Origin of the sequence: Gordonia sp. ALPHA1B1 (assembly GCF_005502615.1) — a bacterium.
GTDB lineage: Bacteria > Actinomycetota > Actinomycetes > Mycobacteriales > Mycobacteriaceae > Gordonia > Gordonia hongkongensis.
In genome coordinates, this window is the sequence record NZ_SCOC01000007.1 from 132389 (window position 1) to 154788 (window position 22400).

General features: G+C 68.5%; 19 protein-coding genes and 1 tRNA gene. 9 read left to right on the forward strand and 11 right to left on the reverse strand.

What is annotated here, in order from left to right; all coding sequences use genetic code 11:
• Window positions 1-15: 15 nt before the first annotated feature.
• Together FFS52_RS06960 and FFS52_RS06965 are read right to left on the reverse strand one after the other, a co-directional pair.
• Window positions 16-3018: a BTAD domain-containing putative transcriptional regulator gene (locus FFS52_RS06960; protein ID WP_137809259.1), complete on the reverse strand. Its 3003-nt coding sequence runs from the start codon at window positions 3016-3018 to the stop codon at window positions 16-18.
• 30 nt (window positions 3019-3048) lie between these two features.
• A complete protein-coding gene (locus FFS52_RS06965; protein WP_137809260.1) occupies window positions 3049-3756 on the reverse strand; it encodes a PIG-L family deacetylase in 708 nt (235 codons plus the stop codon).
• Between the two features lie 163 nt (window positions 3757-3919).
• On the opposite strand from FFS52_RS06965, the gene FFS52_RS06970 reads away from it, so the two are divergent.
• Window positions 3920-5026, forward strand: coding sequence for a class I SAM-dependent methyltransferase (locus tag FFS52_RS06970; RefSeq protein WP_137809261.1), 1107 nt, complete (start codon window positions 3920-3922; stop codon window positions 5024-5026).
• A 15-nt stretch (window positions 5027-5041) separates the two neighbouring features.
• Here FFS52_RS06970 and FFS52_RS06975 read toward each other — a convergent pair whose 3' ends face one another.
• The gene (locus FFS52_RS06975; protein ID WP_058250752.1) at window positions 5042-6214 is read right to left on the reverse strand and encodes a cystathionine gamma-synthase; all 1173 of its coding nucleotides are present in this window, start codon (window positions 6212-6214) and stop codon (window positions 5042-5044) included.
• A 10-nt stretch (window positions 6215-6224) separates the two neighbouring features.
• Window positions 6225-7619, reverse strand: coding sequence for a cystathionine beta-synthase (locus tag FFS52_RS06980; protein WP_055474900.1), 1395 nt, complete (start codon window positions 7617-7619; stop codon window positions 6225-6227).
• Between the two features lie 112 nt (window positions 7620-7731).
• On the opposite strand from FFS52_RS06980, the gene FFS52_RS06985 reads away from it, so the two are divergent.
• Together FFS52_RS06985 and FFS52_RS06990 are read left to right on the forward strand one after the other, a co-directional pair.
• Window positions 7732-8646 carry an SGNH/GDSL hydrolase family protein gene (locus tag FFS52_RS06985; RefSeq protein ID WP_171011573.1) on the forward strand — a complete coding sequence of 305 codons (915 nt, stop codon included), beginning with the start codon at window positions 7732-7734 and terminating at the stop codon, window positions 8644-8646.
• Between the two features lie 65 nt (window positions 8647-8711).
• Window positions 8712-9935, forward strand: a complete 1224-nt coding sequence (locus FFS52_RS06990) for an acetyl-CoA C-acetyltransferase (RefSeq protein ID WP_055474902.1) — start codon at window positions 8712-8714, stop codon at window positions 9933-9935.
• Window positions 9936-9951: 16 nt separating this feature from the next.
• Here the strand turns inward: FFS52_RS06990 and FFS52_RS06995 are convergent, their stop codons facing one another.
• From FFS52_RS06995 to FFS52_RS07015, 5 genes are all read right to left on the reverse strand, one after another.
• Window positions 9952-10512: a DUF6790 family protein gene (locus tag FFS52_RS06995; protein ID WP_065629952.1), complete on the reverse strand. Its 561-nt coding sequence runs from the start codon at window positions 10510-10512 to the stop codon at window positions 9952-9954.
• Window positions 10513-10647: 135 nt separating this feature from the next.
• Entirely contained in the window at window positions 10648-11514 is an 867-nt protein-coding gene (locus FFS52_RS07000) for a Bax inhibitor-1/YccA family protein (RefSeq protein ID WP_055474978.1), read from the reverse strand.
• Window positions 11515-11658: 144 nt separating this feature from the next.
• Window positions 11659-12345 (reverse strand): TetR/AcrR family transcriptional regulator, encoded by a 687-nt coding sequence (locus FFS52_RS07005; RefSeq protein WP_137809262.1) that lies wholly within the window; start codon window positions 12343-12345, stop codon window positions 11659-11661.
• A gap of 55 nt (window positions 12346-12400) precedes the next feature.
• Complete coding sequence (locus tag FFS52_RS07010) at window positions 12401-14671, reverse strand: MMPL family transporter (protein ID WP_137809263.1); 2271 nt, start codon at window positions 14669-14671, stop codon at window positions 12401-12403.
• Window positions 14672-14724: 53 nt separating this feature from the next.
• On the reverse strand, window positions 14725-15963 hold the full coding sequence (locus tag FFS52_RS07015; protein ID WP_058250758.1) for an oxygenase MpaB family protein: 1239 nt from the start codon (window positions 15961-15963) through the stop codon (window positions 14725-14727).
• A 189-nt stretch (window positions 15964-16152) separates the two neighbouring features.
• Between FFS52_RS07015 and FFS52_RS07020 the strand changes: the two genes are divergently transcribed.
• Window positions 16153-16226: transfer RNA gene (locus FFS52_RS07020), tRNA-Leu, on the forward strand.
• Window positions 16227-16453: 227 nt separating this feature from the next.
• Complete coding sequence (locus FFS52_RS07025; RefSeq protein ID WP_137809264.1) at window positions 16454-17017, forward strand: hypothetical protein; 564 nt, start codon at window positions 16454-16456, stop codon at window positions 17015-17017.
• A 54-nt stretch (window positions 17018-17071) separates the two neighbouring features.
• On the opposite strand, the gene FFS52_RS07030 is transcribed toward FFS52_RS07025, so the two are convergent.
• Window positions 17072-17641 (reverse strand): TetR/AcrR family transcriptional regulator, encoded by a 570-nt coding sequence (locus FFS52_RS07030; protein ID WP_137809265.1) that lies wholly within the window; start codon window positions 17639-17641, stop codon window positions 17072-17074.
• A gap of 114 nt (window positions 17642-17755) precedes the next feature.
• On the opposite strand from FFS52_RS07030, the gene FFS52_RS07035 reads away from it, so the two are divergent.
• Both FFS52_RS07035 and FFS52_RS07040 read left to right on the forward strand, forming a co-directional pair.
• Window positions 17756-19189 (forward strand): MFS transporter, encoded by a 1434-nt coding sequence (locus tag FFS52_RS07035; RefSeq protein WP_249356312.1) that lies wholly within the window; start codon window positions 17756-17758, stop codon window positions 19187-19189.
• Between the two features lie 98 nt (window positions 19190-19287).
• Window positions 19288-19506, forward strand: coding sequence for a hypothetical protein (locus FFS52_RS07040; protein ID WP_004020299.1), 219 nt, complete (start codon window positions 19288-19290; stop codon window positions 19504-19506).
• On the opposite strand, the gene FFS52_RS07045 is transcribed toward FFS52_RS07040, so the two are convergent.
• A complete protein-coding gene (locus FFS52_RS07045) occupies window positions 19503-20357 on the reverse strand; it encodes an SDR family oxidoreductase (protein ID WP_055474922.1) in 855 nt (284 codons plus the stop codon). The two genes, FFS52_RS07040 and FFS52_RS07045, sit on opposite strands and share 4 nt — an antisense overlap.
• A 177-nt stretch (window positions 20358-20534) precedes the next feature.
• On the opposite strand from FFS52_RS07045, the gene FFS52_RS07050 reads away from it, so the two are divergent.
• Both FFS52_RS07050 and FFS52_RS07055 read left to right on the forward strand, forming a co-directional pair.
• Window positions 20535-20882 (forward strand): L-rhamnose mutarotase, encoded by a 348-nt coding sequence (locus FFS52_RS07050; protein WP_055474923.1) that lies wholly within the window; start codon window positions 20535-20537, stop codon window positions 20880-20882.
• Window positions 20883-20990: 108 nt separating this feature from the next.
• Window positions 20991-22364, forward strand: coding sequence for an MFS transporter (locus tag FFS52_RS07055; RefSeq protein ID WP_055474924.1), 1374 nt, complete (start codon window positions 20991-20993; stop codon window positions 22362-22364).
• Window positions 22365-22400: the final 36 nt, after the last annotated feature.

Sequence of the window (22400 nt, forward strand, 5' to 3'; positions counted from 1 at the left end):
CCACCCGAGGAGACGTCATCGCGCCGCCGAGCTCCCGCGGTCGTCCGATGACGTTGACTCCCTGATCTCTCGGAGTTCGCGCATCGCCCGGTCGAGCACGACTTCGGTGTCGGCGTGGACCGTGTTGTCGGCGTGCACCAGGTCCCCGAAAGCACGGTCCGCGGCACCTCTGCGTGTGTCGAAGGCCGCGGCGGGGTCGAGATCGGCACACTCGACGAGCAGGTCGGCCACGTCGATCCGGCCCCGGACGCGCAGCAGTGCGGCGGCGTCGCGCGCCGTGGTCCACAGCTGCGTCGGCTGACCGCTGTCGCGCCATGCCCCGAGCAGGACGACGTAGGCCTCCGCGGCACGCGCTACATCGCCGACGCGGACGAGACACGCCGCCGCGCCGACACGAGCGACCCCGACGATGAACGTCGCCCCGACGCCGGCGGCCCGTTCGTGGGCGCGTTCGTAGAGGGCGAGCGCGCTGGACGGGTCGTGCGCGGACAGCAGCTCGCCGTGGACGTAGTCGAGGAAGGCGTGCTGCGACGGCCCCGCCGACGGGTCCAGCGTCGACCGGGCCTCGGCCAACAGCCGGGCAGCCCCGCTCGAGTCACCGGAGTACGACGCGGCGAGCGCCGCAGACGCGAGGAACGCCGACCCCAGGGACGGGTGTGTGCCGCAGCGGGTCCATTCCCGTACCGCCACCGCGAAGTCGCCACGGAAGTGCGCGACCGCCGCCCTGGCCGCCCGCGCGCCGACCAACGCGGGCGCATCCGGATCCGGTGGTGCCCCGGAGGCATCGGGACGTAGGGCGGAGGTCGCGAAGTCGACGGCGAGGTCGAACTCGCCGACGAGCCGCGCGGCCTCGGCCGCCGCGGACAGCATCTCGGCGCGATCGGGATGACCATCGAGCCACGCCGAACGCGCCGATTCGACGGCCCACGTCCACAATTCGTTGAGGTTGCGCCATGTGCTGATCAGCGACAGCGATGTCGTGATCGCCACGAGTACGTCGACGCGTCCGCGCGCCATTGCCAGGTCCCGCGCCGACCGCAGGTTGTCCATCTCGGCATGGAGACGCTCATTCGCCTCGAACTCCGCGACGCCGAGCCACTCGTCGCCGATGTCCCGCACCGTTGCGACACATTCGTCGAGGAACCGGTCCTCGGCCGCGGCGAGCACGCCCGCACGGTCGAGGTGATCAAGCAGATGGGTGCGGATGAGATGCAGGAGACGGTATCTGCCGCCCGACGCGTCGGCGACGAGCAACGAGCTGTCGATCAGACGGTGCAGGGTCTCCACCGGGTCGAGCCCGCCGTCACCTCGCGTGCCGATGCCCGCTGCGCCGACGACCTCCGCTTCGACGCTCAGTGCGACGGATTCGAACGTGCGCAGCGACACACCGCCGGGAAACGGTGCGAGGGCGGCGAGTACGGCTTGATCGACCACGCTCAGCCGTCGGAATGACATGTCGATGCTGCTGCGGAGCGTCAGCCGCCGCTGGTCGTCGGCTCCGGTTCCCGTCGCGAGATCGAGTGCACCATCGAGCATTCGGGCCACGGCCGACATCGGCATCACAGCGGCCTGACGCGCCGCCAGCTCGATGCCGAGCGGGAGCCCGTCGACACGGCGCACGACGTCGACGAGGTCCGTGAGCTCACGACTCGACACCGCGAAGGTCGGATTGCGTCGCAGCGCGTGCTCGACGAACGCGCGCACTGCAGGCTGCCGAACGACCGCGTCGACGTCGTCGACGCGGGTGGGAAAGGTCAGGGGCTGCAGACGCAGGACGTACTCGGCGGAGAGTGAGAGCACGACTCGGGAGGTGGCCAGGATCCGCACTGCGGGAGCCAGTTCGACGATCGCCGCGACCAATTCGCGGCAGGACGACAACACATGTTCGCAGTTGTCGAGGACGAGCAGGAGCGACCCGTCGACGGCGCGCGCGATCGCGTCCACGGAAGCACCCACCCCGACCTCGAGACCCAGGGTGGACACCACCGACGGGAGGACGCGGTCGGCTCGCGCGACCGCGGCGAGGTTGACGACGGCAACGCCGTACCCGGGGAACACCGCGGGGTCGGCGGCGACGTCGAGCGCGAGACTGGTCTTGCCGACGCCGCCCGTACCGGTCAGGGTCACGACCCGATGCGCCGACAACAGCCGGATGATCTCGGCGCGTTCTCGCTCCCTCCCCACCAGAGGCCCGGCCGGCGCAGCAGGTCGACGCCGCGACGTCACGCCGGGCCCCGGATTCGTCTCGGCCTGCCCGTATTCGGAGCCCGCCGCCACCCGCTGCTCGAGCGACGCGAGGGCCGGGCTCGGATCGAGACCCGTCCGCTCGCGCAACCGGTCGCGGAACTCCATCGCGACCGCCATCGCGTCGCCGACACGCCCGTCGGCGGCGAGTGCGCGGATGAGCAGTCGTGCCGAACTCTCGCGGAGCGGCGCGGACGCGACACCGGCCCTCGCTGTCGCGGTCGCGCTCGGGTCGCGGCACTCCACCAGCGCTTCGACGTGGGTGTCGGCGAGCCGATTGTGGAGGTCCTCCAACGCAACGCGTTCGGTGTCCAGGTCCGGGATGCCGGCGAACTCGCCGAGCGGCTCGCCGCGCCAGAGTTCGCGGGCCCGGACGGTCAGACGGAGACGCTCGGCGGGATCGGGCGTGTCGGCGGCGGATGCGAGCAGGTCGCGCACGATCGTCACATCGACGACGGACACCCGGAGCCGGTAGCCGTCGGGGCGTCGTTCCAACAGATCGGCGTGTCGGCCGAGATGGCGTCGCAGCCGGGACACCAGATTGTGCAGTGCGGCAATCGGTTCCCGCGGCAGATCGTCGCCCCACAGCGCGTCGACGAGCCGCCCGATACCCATGCCGTGCCGGCCGGCGACGGTCAACAGCGCGAGCAGGGCGCGTCGTCGTTCCCCGGGGACCGCGACCTCGGCACCGTCGACCCGCAACCTCAGTGCACCCAGCAGGCCGACCTCGACCGCGGGCGACACGTGCCCGTCTTCGGTTTCGCGCACCACCATCCCGATCGTCGCTCTCTGTTCTCCGACGGCCTATGCAGGATGAGCGTAGGTCTCCACCGACACCCATGTTCGATATCGCTCGAGGCCGATCGCCGCGGCCAGGTCCGCGGTCTGCGAGCGCTGAGCCAGCAGGGCTCGCACCTTACGGTCCAGTTCGGCCCCGTCGAGATCGATTCGCAACGCGACCATCTCCTTCGGACACTGGCGCGGCCCGCCCCGCGCCCACATGTCGAACTCACGGGCGAGGTCGAACTCGATCCCCCGCCCGGTGCCCACCGGGTGGAGGATTCGCGGGCAGGTCGACGAACGGTCGACGGCGAGGCGGACCCACCGGTTGACGGTGCGGTGGTCGGGGTGCCCGGTCACGCCGTCGGGTCCGAAGGTCAGGACGGTGTCGGGTGACACGTCGTCGAGGAGGGTGGTGATGCGTCCGACCGGGCCGCTCTCGTCGATCGCCGCCAGTGAACCATCGGGTAGGTCCAACCAGTGGTGCTCGTGGACGCCGAGCTCGATGAACGCTTTCTCGAGCTCGCCGCTCCGGACCAGGGCAAGCTCCGAACGCTCTGCGGCGGTGGCGTTCTCGTCGGCCGCTTCCCCGCGGGTCGCGGTCACGCACACCACGCGCCCACCCGCATCGCGGACGGCGGCCATCACGCCGCCGGCGAGGTAGGTCTCGTCGTCGGGGTGAGCCCAGATGGACATCACGGTGCCCAGGTCGCTGATCTGTGTTGTTCTCATGCGTCGACGGTCTCCGAGCCCGCTGTCACGGGGCTGTCACCATCGGCTCACCGCGCAACGGGTCGCGGTCGAGTCATGACAGCGCCGCGACAGGACCCCGGCGCACGCTCGGTGCACACGCCGCCCGGCGTTGTTCCGACATCGCACACGAGAGGCTCGTCCCATGACCACCACACACGCCGCCGGTTCCGACACCGCGATCGACCTCGCCCGGGTCGAGGCCTTCGCCGGCCAGGTGAGCGCCGATCTCACCCATGCCTATCACTCGATCAGCACCCACCTCGGCGACCGCCTGGGACTGTGGCGGGCGCTGGCGCAACTCGGTTCGGCGACGAGCGCCGAGCTCGCCGAACGCTCGGGACTCGCCGAACGGTATGTGTACGAATGGCTGTGCGTGCAGGCCGCGGCCGGATACGTCCTGCTCCACGACGGCGGCAATGACGCCGCGAATGGCCCAGAGGTGTTCGTGTTCCCCGCCGAGCACGCGATGGTGCTCGCCGAGGACAACAGTCCGGCGGCGATCGTGGCCGGCTTCGAGGTCGCTGCCGCGGTGTGGTCCTCGGTCGACCAGCTCGCGCATGCGTACGCGACCGGCGACGGCGTGCCCTGGCACGCGCACGATTCCCGGCTGTTCTCCGGCATCGAACGGTTCTACGGCACGATCTACCGTGCGTCGCTGCTCAGCGAGTGGGTTCCGGCGATCGACGGCCTCGGACAGCGCCTCACCGACGGCATCCGCGTTCTCGACGTCGGGTGCGGGTACGGGGTCCCCACGATCCTGCTCGCCGAGGCCTTCCCGAACTCCACGTTCGTCGGCGTAGACAGCCACGAGGAGTCCGTCCGGCGCGCCACCGCAGCCGCCCATGCGGCCGGGGTCGACGACCGGGTCCGCTTCGAGGTGGCCACGGCCCAGTCGTACGCCGGCGACCACGACGCGATCATGATCTTCGACGCCCTGCACGACTTCGGCGATCCGGTGGGTGCGCTCGCACACGCACGGTCGTCACTGCGTCCCGGCGGTCAGGTGATCGCCGTCGAACCGCTGGCGCACGACACACTGGCCGAGAATCTGACCAATCCCGTTGCACTGCTGTTCTATTCGGGTAGCTCATACCTCTGCGTACCGCACAGCATCGCCGACGGCACGACCTCGCTGGGCGCCCAGGCCGGCCCCACTCGACTGCTCGACACCTTCCGGGCGGCCGGTCTGACCTCGGCGCGTGTCGCGGCGACCACTGCGTCGAACCTGCTCCTCGAGGCGCGGGTCTGACGCCCACCCGACTCCTCAGCGCAGCGCGTTCTCCAGGTCCCCGAGGAGGTCGTCGATGTCCTCGATACCGACCGAGAGCCGGACGAGGTTGGCGGGGACCTCGAGGAGCGATCCGGCCGTCGAGGCGTGCGTCATCGCACCGGGGTGTTCGATCAGCGACTCGATGCCGCCGAGCGATTCGGCGAGCGTGAACACCTCGGTGCGGGCGCAGAACTCCTTGGCGGCGTCGAGCCCGCCCTTGACCAGCACCGACACCATGCCGCCGTAGCGCTTCATCTGTTTGCCCGCGACCTCGTGGCCCGGGTGGTTCTCCAAGCCCGGGTACAGGACGGCGTCGATCTTGTCGTGGCCGCTCAGATAGTCGACGACCTTCTCCGCGTTGTCACAGTGCCGGTCCATCCGGACACCGAGGGTCTTGATACCGCGCAGGGTGAGGAACCCGTCGAACGGTCCGGGGACCGCCCCGGCGCCGTTCTGCAGGAACGCGAACGCCTCGTCGAGCTCCTCGCTGTCGGTGACCAGTGCGCCGCCGACGACATCCGAATGCCCGCCCAGGTATTTGGTCGTGGAGTGAAGCACCACGTCGGCGCCCAGGACGAGCGGCTGCTGCAGGTACGGCGAGGCGAAGGTGTTGTCGACCACGAGCTTCGCGCCGGCCTCGTGCGCGACGGCGGCGAGGGTCTCGATGTCGCCGACGTTGAGCAGCGGGTTGGTCGGCGTCTCGGTCCAGACCAGCTTGGTCTCCGGCCGGATGGCGTCGCGCACCGCGGCGACGTCAGAGACCGGGGCCACCGAGTAGGTGATACCCCACTGGCTGAACACCTTGTCGATGAGCCGGAAGGTCCCGCCGTAGGCGTCGTTGGGGATCACCAGATGATCGCCCGGCCGCAGCGTCGAGCGCAGAACGCAGTCGGTGGCGGCCATACCGGAAGCGAAAGCCCGTCCATACGTGCCGCTCTCGAGCGCAGCGAGATTGGCTTCGAGGGCGCGTCGGGTCGGGTTGCCGGTGCGCGCGTACTCGAAGCCGTCGCGCAGTCCGCCGACGCCGTCCTGGGCGAAGGTCGAACTGGCGTAGATCGGGACGTTCACCGCCCCGGTCTGCGGATCCGGATCGTAGCCGGCGTGGATGGCGCGGGTCGAGAAGCCTTGCCAGCGAACCGAATCCGCGGCACTGCGTCGTTCACTCACGGTGATGCTCCTATCCGACGATCGGGTGGCTCGACACGAAGGCGAGCAGGTCGTGGCGCGTGATCACGCCGATGGGCTTGCCGTCCTCGACGACCATCAGCGCGTCGCAGTCGCCGAGCGCCTTGGTGGCCGCCGACACCGGTTCGCCGGAACCGATGAGCGGGAACGGCTCTCCCATGTGTGCCGACACCGGGTCGGCGAGGCTGGCACGACCTTCGAAGACCGCGCTGAGCAGGTCGCGCTCGGTGACCGCACCCGCGACCTCGCCGGCCATCACCGGTGGCTCGGCGCCGACGACCGGCATCTGCGAGACGCCGTACTCGCGCAGGATCTCGATCGCGTCGCGCAGGGTCTCCTGCGGGTGGGTGTGCACGAGGTCGGGCAGGGCGCCGGTCTTGCCGCGCAACACATCTCCGACGAGGGATTCCTTGGTGTTGGCGTCGAGCGGCGTCCGCAGGAAGCCGTAGCTGCTCATCCACTGGTCGTTGAAGATCTTGGCCATGTAGCCGCGGCCACCGTCGGGCAGCAGAACGACGACGACGGCGTCGGGTCCCTCGCGTTCGGCGACCTGCAGGGCCGCGACCACCGCCATCCCGCACGAGCCGCCTACGAGCAGCCCTTCCTCGCGGGCGAGACGCCGGGTCATGTCGAACGAGTCGGCGTCGGAGACCGCGATGATCTCGTCGGGGATGTCCGGGTCGTAGGCCGACGGCCAGAAGTCCTCCCCGACACCCTCGACGAGGTAGGGGCGCCCGGTCCCGCCGGAGTACACCGACCCCTCGGGGTCGACGCCGACGATCTTCACCGAGCCGCCGGACACCTCCTTGAGGTACCGGCCGGTGCCGGTGATGGTGCCGCCGGTGCCGACGCCGGCCACGAAGTGCGTCACCTTGCCGTCGGTGTCGGCCCAGATCTCGGGACCGGTGGTCTCGTAGTGACTCTGCGGACCGGCCGGGTTCGCGTACTGGTTGGGCTTCCACGCACCGTCGATCTCGGTGACCAGGCGGTCGGAGACGCTGTAGTAGCTGTCCGGGTGGGACGGCTCCACCGCGGTCGGGCAGACGACGACCTCGGCACCGTAGGCGCGCAGGACGTTGCGCTTGTCCTCACCGACCTTGTCCGGGCACACGAACACGCACTTGTAGCCGCGCTGCTGGGCGACGAGCGCCAGGCCGACGCCGGTGTTTCCCGACGTCGGTTCCACGATGGTCCCGCCCGGCTTCAGTTCACCCGAGGCCTCCGCCGCGTCGATCATCCGCACGGCGATGCGGTCCTTGCTGCTGCCACCGGGATTGAGGTACTCGACCTTGGCGGCGACCAGGCCCGATCCGGGTGAGGTCACCGAGTTCAGCTTGACCAGCGGGGTGTTGCCCACCAGGTCGACGACGTGATTGGCGATGCGCATGTGTCCATGGTCCCAGAGCCACCGCGAACAGCGACACCCGGCCGCTGCCCCAGTCAGCAGATCCCGCTGAACGCCTAAACTGGCACTCGTGTCCGGTTCGAGTCGTCGAGGAATCGTCCCCGCCAGGATCGTGCGCGACGTCGGCGCGACAGCGGTTGCGACCGCGGGCGCGGCCGGCGCCGGCTGGGCCGCCTACAACCTGTTGAACAGTCAGGCCGCCGAGGCCCGCGTGGTGATCCCGCACCGTACCGACAACGCCCCGGACGGCGACGGCGTGTACCGCCCCGACGGCACCAGCGCACGTTTCACCCGGGACACCGTGTACGACCTGTATCTCGTGGTGTTCGGGGACTCGACCGCGGCCGGACTGGGTGCCGAGACCGCGGACGAGACGCCAGGAGTCCAGATCGCCCGCCGCGTGGCCGCGGAGACCGATCGGGTGGTCCGCTACGCCAACAAGGCCATCGTCGGCGCGACGTCGAAGGGGCTCGCGGCCCAGATCGAGGCGATGTTCGTCCATCACGAGCGACCCGACGTGGCCGTCATCCTCGTCGGCGCCAACGACGTCACCGCCCGCAACAGTCCGCTCCCGTCGGCGCGGCGGCTCGGAGATGCCGTCCACGCACTCGTCGACGAGGGCGCGAAGGTCGTCGTCGGCACCTGCCCGGATTTCGGCGTGGTGACCGCGATCCCCCAGCCCCTGCGAATGGTGTTGCGACGCTGGGGACTCACGCTGGCCGCCGCGCAGCGATCGGCGGTCCGGGCCGCCGGGGGGCGGCCGGTCCCACTGGCCGACCTGCTGACCGAGGAGTTCCTCGCGCGCCCCGAGCACATGCTGTCGCCCGATCGATTCCACCCGTCGGCCGCGGGGTATGAGCTCGCCGCCGACATCCTGGTGCCCGAGGTGCTCGCCTCGATCGGCGAGTGGGGTCCGACGCCGCTACCCGAACCGCCGAAGGTGTCCGAGGCCGTCGAAGAAACACGGTTCGTCACACGTCTCAGGAGACGTCTGACACGTCGTCGGTGACCAGCCACGACCCGGGCTGACCGACCTCGTGACCAAGCAGATGCTTGGTGCGGTAGTTTCGAGGTATGCCTGAAGCCGTCATCGTCGCCCACGCCCGTTCCCCGATCGGCCGCGCCGCCAAGGGATCCCTCAAAGACATCCGACCCGACGAACTGTCGCGCCAGATGGTCGAAGCCGCGCTCGCCAAGGTGCCGGAGCTCGACCCGGCACTGATCGAGGACATCCACTGGGGCATCGGCCAGCCCGGCGGACAGGGCGGTTACAACATCGCCCGGGTCATCGCGGTCGAGCTGGGTCATGACCACATCCCCGGCGTCACGGTGAACCGCTACTGCTCGTCGTCGTTGCAGACCACCCGGATGGCGCTGCATGCCATCAAGGCCGGCGAGGCCGACGTCCTCATCTCCGGTGGTGTCGAGAGCGTGTCGAGCTTCGGCATCTCCGGCGGCGCCGACGGCGCACCGAATTCCAAGAACCCGCTGTTCGACGACGCGATGGCCCGCACCGAGAAGGCGGCCGCCGGTGACGCCGGCATCTGGCACGATCCGCGCAAGGACGGGGTCATCCCGGACGTGTACATCGCGATGGGCCAGACCGCCGAGAACGTCGCCTCGTTCACCGGCATCTCCCGCGAGGACCAGGACAAGTGGGGCGTGCTGAGCCAGAACCGCGCCGAAGAAGCCATCAAGTCCGGTTTCTTCGAGCGGGAGATCGACCCGGTCACCCTGCCCGACGGCTCGCTGGTCACCACCGACGACGGCCCCCGCGCGGGCACGACCTACGAGAAGATCTCGCAGCTCAAGCCGGTCTTCCGCCCGGACGGCACGATCACCGCGGGCAACGCGTGCCCGCTCAACGACGGCGCCGCGGCGCTGGTCATCATGAGCGACACCAAGGCGAAGGAGCTTGGCCTCACCCCGCTGGCGCGCGTTGTCGCCACCGCGGCCACCGGCCTGTCGCCGGAGATCATGGGGCTCGGTCCGATCGAGGCGATCCGCAAGGTGCTGCGGGTCTCGGGGATGTCCCTGTCGGACATCGACCTCGTCGAGATCAACGAGGCCTTCGCCGTGCAGGTCCTCGGTTCGGCCCGTGATCTCGGCATCGACCACGACAAGCTCAACGTGTCGGGTGGCGCCATCGCCCTGGGTCACCCGTTCGGGATGACAGGCGCCCGCATCACGACCACCCTGCTCAACAACCTGCAGACCCGCGACAAGACCTTCGGCATCGAGTCGATGTGCGTGGGTGGCGGTCAGGGCATGGCCATGGTCCTCGAGCGCCTCAGCTGATCACTGCTGGAGCGCCTCAGCTGAGCGAAGCCGTCTCCGTCTCGTCGACACCCCTCGCCGCGTTCGGTCCCTGGACCGCGACGCTGCGGGGGGTCGTTCGTCGGTACACGAACCAGGCGATGACGACGGCACCGACGATGTAGATCTCGGCGGGGATCGCCCAGACGTTGTTCGTCGCGGTGTTGTCGTGGATGTAGTACTGCGAGATGTGACCGGCGAGGTCTCCCCCGTAGCTGATCGCCAGTGCCCACACGGCGGCGTCGAGCCATCCGCCACGATTTCGCACCCGGTAGCAGAGCACGCCGAGCACGCCCACGGCGATGTCGTTCCACCCCAGCTCCCACTGGAACATGGACGGGATGAAGTCCGGCCCGATGCCCTCGGCGATCTCGGGGGCGTTCGGGCCGACGTGGCCGACCCCGGCGAGGATGCCGAATGCGCCGCCGGGGACGAGTATCCAGAGCAGCACGAGTTCGGCTGCGCGGCCGACGGTGCGTCGTCGCATCGATCGGTCCACCAGTATGTGTACGACGGCGCCGATGATCATCAGCGCCAGCTGGATCATAAAGAACACCATGTCCGCACGGTAGAACCGCGGTGATGGGGTTGTTCCCGCAAACGCACCCGGGTGGCACACTTTGTCGCCAACCGACCCCTGACACGACAGTGGCCCCGCACCTGCCGAGGTGCGGGGCCACTGTCACATGACCGACTAGTCGGAGTTGAAGTAGGTCAGCAGACGCAGGATCTCGACGTACAGCCAGACCAGGGTGACGGTCAGGCCGAGTGCCACGCCCCAGGCGGCCCGGTCGGGTGCGCCGGCACGGATCAGGCGATCCGCGGCGTCGAAGTCCAGCAGGAAGCTGAACGCGGCGAGGGCGATGCAGACCAGCGAGAAGATGATGGCGATCGGGCCACCGTCGCGCAGGACTCCGGCCTCACCGGTGAACAGACCGATGACCAGGTTGCCGAGCATCAGGACCAGGACGCCGATCATGCCGGCGAACAGCATGCGGGTGAAGCGCGGCGTCACGCGGATGGCGCCGACCTTGTACACGAACAGCATGCCGAAGAACACACCGAAGGTGCCGAGGACGGCCTGTCCGATCAGCGCACCGGCGGAGGTGTCGCCGGCGACCGCCCAGTTCGCGAACACGAACGAGATGGCACCGACGAAGAGGCCCTCGAACGCGGCGTAGGCCAGCACGATGGCCGGGTTGTCCTGCTTGCGACCGAAGCTCGCCACGAGGACGAGCACGAGACCGGCGATGGCGCCGACCAGCATCAGCGGGGTGGCGAGAGCTGCCTGGGCGGCCTCGGTGGCGCGGCTGCTGATCGCGAAGTACGTGGCAGCGGCGGCCAGCGTCAGCACTCCGAGCGTGATCGCGGTCTTGGTGACGACGTCGTCGATCGTGAGCTGACGAGTGGCCGGCGGTGCCGGCTGGGTGTAGGGGTCAGTGGCCTGACCGAACTGGTTGGCCGCGGCGCCGGCGCCGGCCATGCCGGCCCCGAAACCCGCGTATCCGGATTGATTGTCGCGGACCACGCCGCGCATCACCGGATTGCTGCTTTCTCGCACGAAGCGCTCCTTCATCGGTACGGATGTCTGCCGTCTCAACGTCGGGCCGTTTCTGAGAGTTCCCTGACGGGAGCTCGCAACGACCGAGTCGACGTCGACTTTACCGACTCTTGACCCTTCTGTCGTCAGACACCCGCCACCGGGTCAGTTCACCCGGTCGCGCAGCGATCTCAACCGGCGGCCCACTGCGGTCTGATCGATGCCGCCGTCGGTCGCGAGCGAGGCCCGGCCCAGGCACATGGCGGTGAGCATGGCTTCCGCACGCGCGAAGTCGTCGCCCCAGGCGAGACCCGGTTTGGCGAGCATCAGCGACGCGATCCCGTGGGCGGCGGCCCAGAACTCGAGAACGATGTCGGCGATCTCGGCGTGATCGAACACCCCGTCGTCGGCCAGCTCGGTGACGGTTCCGGCGAACCGCGAGTACGCACTGGCGGCGAGTACCTCGTCGACCTTCGACGGATGCCCTTCGGGAGTGGGTTTGCCGAACGCCACGCGATAGAGCACGGGCGTGGCGACGGCGAAGCGGACATAGGCCATCCCCTGGCCCAGCGCTCGTTCGAAGGCGTCGTCGACGCCTTCCGATGCGGCGGCCATCTCGTCGTCGAGACGCTCGAAGTAGCGGGCGCACACGGCGTCGAGCAGGGCTTCCTTGTCGGCGAAGTGCAGGTAGATCGATGGCGGTGTGACCCCCACGCGGTTGGCGACCGCGCGAATCGACATCGCGGTGTCGTCGCCGTTCTCGACCAGCAACTCACCGGCGGCCTCGATGATCTCCTCCGCGAGGATCTCTCCGGACCCGCGCGGTGATCTCGCTCGTCTACGTGTCGTCACTGCACTCCTGCACCTGTCCCGCCGTTGTTCGTCCGCCGTTATGACGTATTCGGTGTCAGACCCTCGTCGGCGCGGTGTCCGGCGCCGCTTTCTCGGGACGCCCGACCTCCGGAGCCTCCTCGGACAACCCGATCCGATCATGTAGCCGTCGCAGCGGACCCGGCGCCCACCAGTTCGCCCGCCCGGCCAGACGCATGAAGGCGGGGACGAGGAACATGCGGATGATCGTCGCGTCCATCAGGACCGCCAGGGTGAGACCGACCCCGAACATCCGCATGAACGAGACCTCTGACGCCGCGATGGCGGCGAAGACGATGCTCATCAGCAGGGCTGCCGCCGTGATGACCCGGCCGGTCCGGGCCAAGCCCAGGGCCACGGCATGGTCGCTGGCCGCGCGCGTCCGGTCCGATCGCAACCACTCCTCGCGGATCCGTCCCAACAGGAACACCTCGTAGTCCATCGACAGGCCGAACGCCACGCAGAACAGCAGCACCGGCATGGTCGCGCTGAGGGTGCCCGTGGCGGTGGTCCCCAAACCTCCGAGGTGCCCTTCCTGGAAGAACCAGACCATCGCGCCGAACGTCGCCGACAGCGACAGGATGTTGAGGACGAGCGCCTTCAGCGGCAACACGACGCTCCCGGTGAACAGGAACAGCAGCACGAACGTCGCGATCGCGATGAGGCCGAGCACCCAGGGCAGATGCGCGTAGATCGACCCGACGGTGTCGTCGGTGGCGGCGGCGAGCCCGCTGAACAGGGTCTCCGTTCCCGCCGGCGGCGGCACCGCCCGCAGCTCGTCGAGCTGGGCGATCCCCGACTCGCTCATCGGGTCGCGGTCGGTCGACACCTGCAGGACGTGTACGTCGCCCCGGGTGTCGTCCGGGCTGCCGGGCGCGGCCGGCGCACCCCGGACGAACGTCCCCGCCGACGACCCTGCGGAGTTGACATCTCCGACCGTCGACAGGGCGCGGGTGTAGTCGGCCAGGGCCGCATCGTCCACCGGCCCCCGCACGACGACGGTGACCGCTGCGGACAGGTCGTCCTCGAAGTCGTCCCGGATCTCCTGCTGGATCGCGTGCGCGCTCGCCGACTCCGGTAACACCCGATCGTCGGGGAAACCCAGCTTCATCGACAGAAACGGCGCACCGAGTACCAGCAGGAAGACCGTGACGACCGCGGCGACCGGCAAGGCGTGGCGCAGCACCCACTGGACGAGCCGGTACCACCAGGTGTCCTCGGGTTCGACGGGCCGCGCCGGCGGCAGCCGAAGCAGGCGCCGGAGCGGCTTCCGGGCGTCGAACGCGTCGATGCGATCACCGAGGAGCATGAGCACGGCCGGCGTGAGGACGAGCGCCGACACCGCGGCCACAGCCACGACGCCGAGACCCGCGAAGGCGAAGCTGCGCAGGAAGTACTGCGGGAACAGCACGAGCGCGCTGAGCGACAGGGCGACGGTCACCGCGGAGAAGGCGACCGTCCGCCCGGCCGTGGCCAGGGTCCGGACGATCGCGTCGGGCCGGCTCAGACCGTGTCCGACCTCTTCCCGGTAGCGCGTCAGGATCAGCAGCGTGTAGTCGATCGCGAGCGCGAGACCCAGTGCGGTGGTGAGGTTGAGCGCGAAGACCGAGACGTCGGTGACCGATCCGATCGCGCGGAGCAGCGCGAAGGTGAGGATGATCGAGACGATGCCGATGCCGACCGGGACGGCCGCCGCGAGCAATCCGCCGAAGATGAAGATCAACACGATGAACGTGATCGGGATCGCGATGGCCTCGGCGACGAGGAGATCGGACGCGGTCTGGTCGTTGACCTGTGCGAAGACCATTCCTTGACCGCCGACCTGCACGGTGATCCCGTCGCGGTCACCGGCCAGGGCCTCGGCGATCTCCTCGGCGTGCCCCGGCGCCGAATTCTCGCCACCGTCGAGCGAGGCGATGATCAAAGTCGACGTCCGGTCGCGACTGACGAGCGCGGAGTCGAGCGCCGGATTGGCCCACACCGAGAGGATCTGGTCCTGCACGTACTGATTGCGATTCAGGTCGGCGACGATGTCCTCACCGACCGCTCGGGCCGTCGGGTCGCGGGAGACGTCGACTCCGTCGGGACCGTCCAGTTTGAGCACGACCTGGACCCCGCCGCGGTTGAACGTCTCATCGAGCGTTCTCTCCGCCCGCGCCGACCCCGAGTTCGGATCGCTGTACCCTCCGGCCAGCAGATGTTCGGCCGCGGTGGCGCCGTACGCGCCGCACACCACCAGCAGGATGAGTGCACCCAGCAGCACTCGTTTGGGCATGGATATGACCAGCCGTGTCAATCTGACCAGCATGCGGACCCCTGTCGCGTCGGTCGACTTTACGGCGTTAAGTTATCAGCAGTAATTTAGGCGGTCAAGGACGATTCCGGGACGTGCGGCATGCCGAGTCCGCGTCGGACCGTTCGCAGTTCGCGCTCGATCACCGTCGACTCCGATCCGAGCAGTCCGGTCGCCCGCGCGATCTCGCGCAGCCTGACGGCGGGCCGTGCGACGTCGACGAGATGGTGCAACGGCGTCCGGCGCAGACCCATCCGCCGGGCGACCGGGCGCTCGACCCATCTGGTGCTGATGGCCGAGAACGACGACATGAGCAGGGGTCTGGTGATTGCATCCACCGCGGAGACCAGCAACCCCGGCACCGGAATCGGAGCGGCCCCGTGCACGACGCGCGGAAGGTCGTACCCCTCGCGAAGCAGCGCCTTGATCAGCACCTTCGACGAATCGTCGGGCTGCAGCTCGAATTCGCCTGCGATACGGAACAATTCGCTCGACGACTCGTAACTCGGCGGCAGGAGGTCGTCGTCGACCCCGATGACCCAGCCGATCCAGCGCCACAGATGTGTGATCGCCTCACATTCCGCACTGCTGTAGTGGATCCCGAAATCCCGTGCGACGACGAGAGGGAGAGCCAGGAAGCCGCACGAGATGGTCATCACGGCATATGTCTGGTTGATGGGTGCGCCCCACTCCCCTTCGTCCCAGGCCCCGGCGTCGTCCGTCGGATCGCCGCCGGGCGGGTGCCGCAGGACGTCGCGGATGTAGGCGTGTAGCAGGCGAATACGAAGCGTCGCAGCCCAACCGGGACGGCCCGGGAGCATCGATCCGGGCGTGGTCGCCTCGGCGACCCAGCGGGCCGTCGACTCGACCCGATCACGTGTCCCCGATCCCAGCCGGCCGGTGGCCACCAGCGGACGGACGAACCCCTGCGCCTTGAATCCGTAGATCAGCGATTGATACAGCGTCGACGACTGCAACGTCCCGAACCGCCACCAGGCGCGGGCGCCGGCCTCCGCCCAGGCCGGGTCGAACCACGGAGGTGGGGTGCTCGCGACCTGCAACAGATGCGTCATCGAGGCGGGCATCTCGAGGTGTTCGACATCGGTCTCCTCCTCGGCGGAGGTGTGCTCTTCCAAGAGCGCGACCAGTGTGGAGAAGGAGATTCCGCGTTCTCTGGCCTCGACGATCACCGCGTCGGCGAGCGGATCACCCTGCGTCAGACCCGCCTCGAGGCGCTCGACGATGGCGGGATGCCGCTCTCGGACGGCCTCCCAATTGCGTGCCCCGGTCACCGCTGCCGCGTCCATGCCCCATGATCACCCCGGCGACTGGGCCGGTCAAGGACGGCTGACTCCCAGACGTCGACTCGAGTGCCAGACCTCGATCGAAGTCTGGCGGTCGAGTTGACGTCTGTCGGTGGCAGCGCCGGACGAATTCGGACACGCTGCCGCGGCTGACTATGCTCACCGTGGGGACCGTCGTCGAGCGGACCCTTCGCCCCCATAGCCCAATTGGCAGAGGCAGCCGACTTAAAATCGGCACAGTGTCGGTTCGAGTCCGACTGGGGGCACTTCCGGCCGGGCATTCTCGCCGTTTCGGGTCGCCACCTCCGGCGGCGCGTCCAAGTTCTTCGACCCGATCCGCGTCGATCAAACGCATGGCCGTTCAGCCGAATACGTACGTGGACACCGCTTCGATCCCCGCGGTTACATGACTGCCGGTGGTACCGAACGACTCTCGGGACCTCCGGGGCGGGATCGCTCATTTCGAGATCATCCCGAACGTGAGGTGACCACCATGCCGAAGCACACCATCGAGGATCTGATCGCGCTGATCCCACCACCGGTGGCACGGCCGGCGACCGTCGACTGGGCGCTCATCGAACAGCGACTCGGATTCCGGTTGCCGACCGACTACAAGGCACTCGCCGACACGTACGGACCGGGAGTCTTCTGCGACGACTTCCTCGTGTGGACCGGTCTCCCCTGGCCCGACGCGTCGATCGAGGAGGCGGGGCGCCACGCGGTGGCCGACCTCGAGCCACTTCTCGAGGACTTGAGCATCGTGACGTGGGCGCATGACGACGGCACCGACACGGCCGTCGACCTCTCCGGCGATTCGTTGTTCGGGTGGGGACGTTCCACCGACGGCGACTCGGGATACTGGCACCGGACGGGCGACGACCCCGACGGGTGGCCGGTCCTGGTCACCGACGGCGTCATGGTCTGCGATTACCACCGCGGCGGTCTGGTCTCGTACCTGTACGACTTCTGGACCGGCGGCTTCCCGAATCGTCAGGTCTTCGCCGGCCGCGAAGCACCGGAACGGCTGAGCTTCGAGCAGGTGACCGTCGACTCCTGAGCGGGCGCGGACCCGTCCGCGCCGAGCATGAACAGACGGGCCCGCGGGCTCGGCTCACATACCGGGCCCGCGGATCCCCTCGACCACGAGATCCAGAAGACGCTGCGACTCAACGCAATTACGGCCCAAAGCGATCATGTTCGCGAGCGTGAAGAGTTCGTCGACGGTGAGATCGGCGCGGATTCCACCGGACCGCTGGGCGGCGCCGAGGATGTCCGCGCCGGCCACGCGGAGGTCGGCGCAACTGGTGTAGAGCGGGCTCTCGGGGTCGCCCGCCGACGCGATGATGATCTCGGGCAGACCCTGATACGCCCCGACGTGGCGCGCGAGCACCCGGACCCACTCGACGAGACGCTCGCCGGGGTCCCGCTGCTCGTCATCGGCGCGCGCAGACTCCACGAGGGCAGCGGTGTCCTGTCGCATCGCGGCCGCGACCAACGCCTCGCGAGACGGGAAGTGGCGGTACAACGTGCCGGCGCCGACGCCGGCACGTTTGGCGATGTCATCGAGCGACGTGTCGATACCCGACTCACGGAAGGCCTCCGCCGCCGTGGCGACGACCTTCTCGTAATTGCGTCGAGCATCGGCTCGCATCGGTTTCGCCGGCGCGGATGCGCTGGTCATGACACCTCCCGAAGAAAACACTTGTAACCGGAGAACATCTCCGCTTCAATAAGCGGAGACAATCTCCAATTGGAGACACTCTCCTGTTCGACCTTACCCGCCCGGGAGGCCCTGATGTCCCAGACCACCGATCGCGTCGCTCCCGCGGCAGATTCCGACACCGGAGAGTCGACGATCGACCGCCGCACCTGGATCGGACTGGTCGTCGTGGTGGCGAGCCAGCTGATGGTGATCCTCGACGGCACGATCGTCACCGTCGCGCTCCCCCGCATCCGCGATGACCTGGGTTTCAGCGAGGTGTCTCAGTCCTGGGTGATGAACGCCTACGTGCTGGCGGTGGGTGGCCTGCTGCTGCTCGGCGGCCGCTTGGGCGACCTGATCGGACGGCGACGCGCGCTGCTCTACGGCATCGCCCTGTTCACCGCGGCCTCGCTCCTCGGCGGACTCGCCACCAGCGCGTGGATGCTTCTCATCGCTCGCGTCCTGCAAGGCGTGGGAGCCGCGCTCGCCGCACCCACCGCCCTGGGACTGATCGTCGCCAACTTTCCGCCCGGTCCCGATCGCGCCCGGGCCGTCAGCTGGTTCTCCCTGGGTGCCGCGTCGGGCGGAGCGCTCGGCCTGCTGCTGGGCGGCGTACTCACCGAACAGCTGTCGTGGCACTGGGTGATGCTGGTCAACGTCCCGATCGGGGTGGCGATCCTCATCGCTGCACCGTTCACCGTCGATGAGACACCCCGGCAGCCCGGTCACCTGGGTCTCTGGGACACCCTGCTGTCCGCTGCGGGTGTCGCGGCGGTGGTCTTCGGCTTCATCCGCGCCTCCGAGGTCTCCTGGGCCGACCCGGTGACCATCGCCTCTCTCGCCGTCGGCGCATCGACGCTCACGGCGTTCGCGATCAGACAGCGCCGTACGAGCCATCCCCTGCTGCCACCCCGATTGGTGAACTCCGCGCGCAAGGCCGCGCCCTTCGTGGTGATGTTGCTCTTGCCCGGCGCGATGATGGGCATGTTCACCTTCATGACCCTGCACCTGCAGGACGTGATGGGTTACAGCGTCGTGGCGTCCGGGTTCGCGTTCCTGCCGTTCATGGTTCTCAACATCGGATTGACGGTCACCGGGACCACCGCCCGCCTCGTCGCGCGCTTCGGTGCGGCACCGGTGTTGATGGCGGGATTGTCCCTGGCGATCGCCGGGCTCGTGTGGTTGTCGTTCGTCGGGCCCGACTCCACCTTCGCCGCAGCGATTCTGGCGCCCTCGATGATCATGGGTGCGGGAATCGGCCTGTCCGTGGTGCCGGCGAACGTCCTGATCGTGGACAACTCGCCCGCAGCCGACGCCGGCGCCGCCTCGGGCCTGATGCAGGCGCTGTTGCAGGTCGGTGGTGCGCTCGGACTCGCCACGCTGATGACCGTGTTCGGCCCACTCCAACGTAGCGATCCGTCCGGAACTGCAACCGGCACGACGATTCTGGTCGGTTCGTCGTTCGCTATTGTCGCCCTGCTCGTGCTCGTGGTCGCCTACCGGCCGCGGCGTGCCGCAGCCGCGTGACCCAACGCGACGACATACGTCACGACGTCGGCGCCCGTGCACCACTCCGAGTCGATCCGCGTGCATCCCCCGAGCCCGCTGATGATGTACTCGGTGTCATGTCCACTCGGGTTGTCCTGCTCGCCGACTCCTCCGTCGCCCTGCTCACCCTCGGTATCTCGGTGTACTCGATCGCGGTCCTGGTGTGCCTCGGGATCGCGATCAACGCGGCCCGGTTCGGACGCAGACGGGTCGCGATCACGATGGCCTGGGTCGTCGGTGTACTGACCGTGGCAGGTGTCATCATCGCCATCCTGAGCAGCACCGCCGGCGGTTAACCCTCCGGCCGCAACTCCGCGCGTTGCCGATCGATGAATTGCGCGGCAAGCCGATTCGTGAGGCCGGGCGCCAATCGCTGGACGCGCCAGGTGATCCGGGATCGACGCGGGACGACCAGCAGTGGTTGATTCCGCTCGATGGCGGCGAGCGTGTCCCGGGCGAGGCGGTCGGCGTCGTACGCGGTCGACGAACCCTGACTCGCCAGATAATAAGAGCGACCGACGAATCCGCCGACCGATCCCTTGTCCAGGATCGGGGTCTCCACTGCCGAGGGACACACCGCCAGCACGTTCACCCCGCGGCCCGCGGCCTCGGTACGTAGTGCGAGCGACAGCCCCACGACCGCATGTTTGGTCATCACGTAGCTCGTGATCAGTCCGGCGGCGACGAGCCCGGCCATCGACGCCGTGTTGACGATGTGTCCGGAACGCTGCTCGATCATCACCGGGTACGCGGCCGCGACCCCGTGCACGACGCCCCGGATGTTGACGTCGATGATCGCGTCCCATTGTTCCGGCGTCAGCATCTCGGTCGGACCACCCCAGGTGATCCCGGCGTTGTTGAACATCAGATCCAGGCGCCCCCACTCGGCGACGACCTCGTCGACCACCCGCTGCACAGCGGCGGCATCCGTCACATCCAGTTGCACCGCCCGTGCGGTGCCCGGCCCACCGGACAAGGAGTCCGTCACCCGCTGCGCCGCGGGTAGGTCGATGTCCGCGCAGGTGACGTGGGCTCCCCGGGTCACCAGCGCGCGCGTGAGCGCGGCCCCGATACCGGACCCGCCCCCGGTCACGATCGCGATCCTGCCCCCGACATCTGCTCCGCGCGTCTTCCCGAATTTCAGCACGAACAGAGCATGACCGATCCCGTTCCGGCGGGGTGCGCTTTGTGCGAACCGGGTCTTGACATCCTCACAGGCCGCTCTTAGTGTTGCTGCCATCACAAATTGAAACGTTTTAATTCGCCGGGTTGATCCTCTCTCGACGGTCTGCGTTTCCCATCACGTCGTTTGTCAGGAGCAGCCATGTCCGATACCCAGCGCGTCTGCTTCGTGCTCCAGCTCCGCCCGGAGCGCGTCGAGGACTACCTCGACGCCCACACGGAGGTGTGGCCGGAGATGCTCGACGCCCTGCGCGAGACCGGGTGGCGCAACTACTCGTTGTTCCTCCGCAAGGACGACGGCATGGTCGTGGGTTACCTCGAGACCGACGACTTCGCGACGACCGCCGCCGCCATGGAGGCAACGGACGTCAACGCCCGGTGGCAGGCGCACATGTCCGAGTACTTCCTCCCGGCCACCGGCGGAGACGCCGACGGCGCCAATCCCGACACCATCCGTACCGAACTCCTCGAGTACTTCCACCTCGACTGACCGACATCGAACACACGACGCGTACTGACGGGCACACCGACATCAGCGAACCCGGCTTGACCCCTCCGATCCCGACCCTCTCTACTGATCTCCGACGCTAGGAATCCCATGAAAGTAGGAGCGCGCTCCACCACCGGCTGGCGGGCGACCATCTCGGTTGCCATGTCGAACTACATCGAAGCCGGCTCGATCATCGCGATCGCCACCAGCCTGACCTTCTGGCAGGACGAGTTCGGCATCAGCAACTTCGCCGTCGGCCTGTTGGCCGCACTGAGCGCCAACGCGTTCGGCGCGGCGGTCGGTGCCGCCATCGGCGGACCGCTGTGCGACCGCTACGGCCGCAAGGCGATCTACACCTACGACCTGCTGGTCTACATGGCCGGCGTGTTGCTCGCCGCCTTCGCGCTCAACTTCACCATGCTGCTGGCGGCGTTCATCATCACCGGCCTCGCGGTCGGCGCGGGCGTACCCGCGTCCTGGACCTACATCGCCGAAGAGGCGCCATCGGTCGAACGCGCCAAACACGTCGGCACCGCCCAGCTCGCCTGGTCGGTCGGACCCCTGATCGGCTTCGCACTGGCGGCCGCGCTCGCCCCGATGGGCCTGCTGGGTTCGCGGATCATCTTCCTGCACCTCTTCGTCGTCGCCGCGGTCGTCTGGTGGATTCGCCAAGGGCTCGCGGAGTCCAAGATCTGGTCCGACGAGGCGGTCAACGAGACCCGTGAGCTCACCGCTTCCGTCGGCGCCCGCGGAATCAAGGGCCTGTTCTCCAAGAAGGTCAACATCACCGCACTACTCCTGCTCGGTGGCATCTACCTCTTCTGGAACACCGTGGCCGGACAGGCCGGCATCTTCATGCCGCGTGTCTACGAGACCGCGGGCGTCGAGAGCGCGGTCCAGCAGAACCTGCTGCAGGTGCTGGTCTGGGGATGCACCGTCCTCGCGACCTACTTCGGCTTCATGCGATATGCCGACCGGGTCTCCCAGCGCGCCCTGTACGTCTTCGGCGCCGCATTGGGCATCGTCGCCTGGATCGTGCTGGTCGCCTTCACCGACAGCGGTGTCGCCACGATGCTCGTCTTCGCGGTCCTGTGGGGCATCTCCTCGGGCATCGGCGCGCAGGCGTTCTACAGCCTCTGGGCCAGCGAGATGTTCGCGACGCCCTATCGGGCCAGCGCCCAGGGCGTCATGTTCTTCGCCGTCCGCACCGCAACCGGTCTGTTGAGCTACTTCTTCCCCACCATGCTCGCGGCCACCGGACTCACCACGGTCGGCATCCTGCTGGTCGCACTGCTCACCGTCGCGCTGATCATCGGCGCCATCGCGGCTCCGGACACCCAGGGCAAGACGCTGCAGCAGATCGAGGTCGAGCGCTACGGCGCTCCGCTGTCACCCGAGCTCATCGAGACACCGGCATCCGCCGCGCACCCGACCCCGGGCACCAACCCGGCCGCGGAGTCGGGACACAAAGCCCCGGCCTGACACCACGGGCCTGATCGCGCCGTGCACGATTGAAAC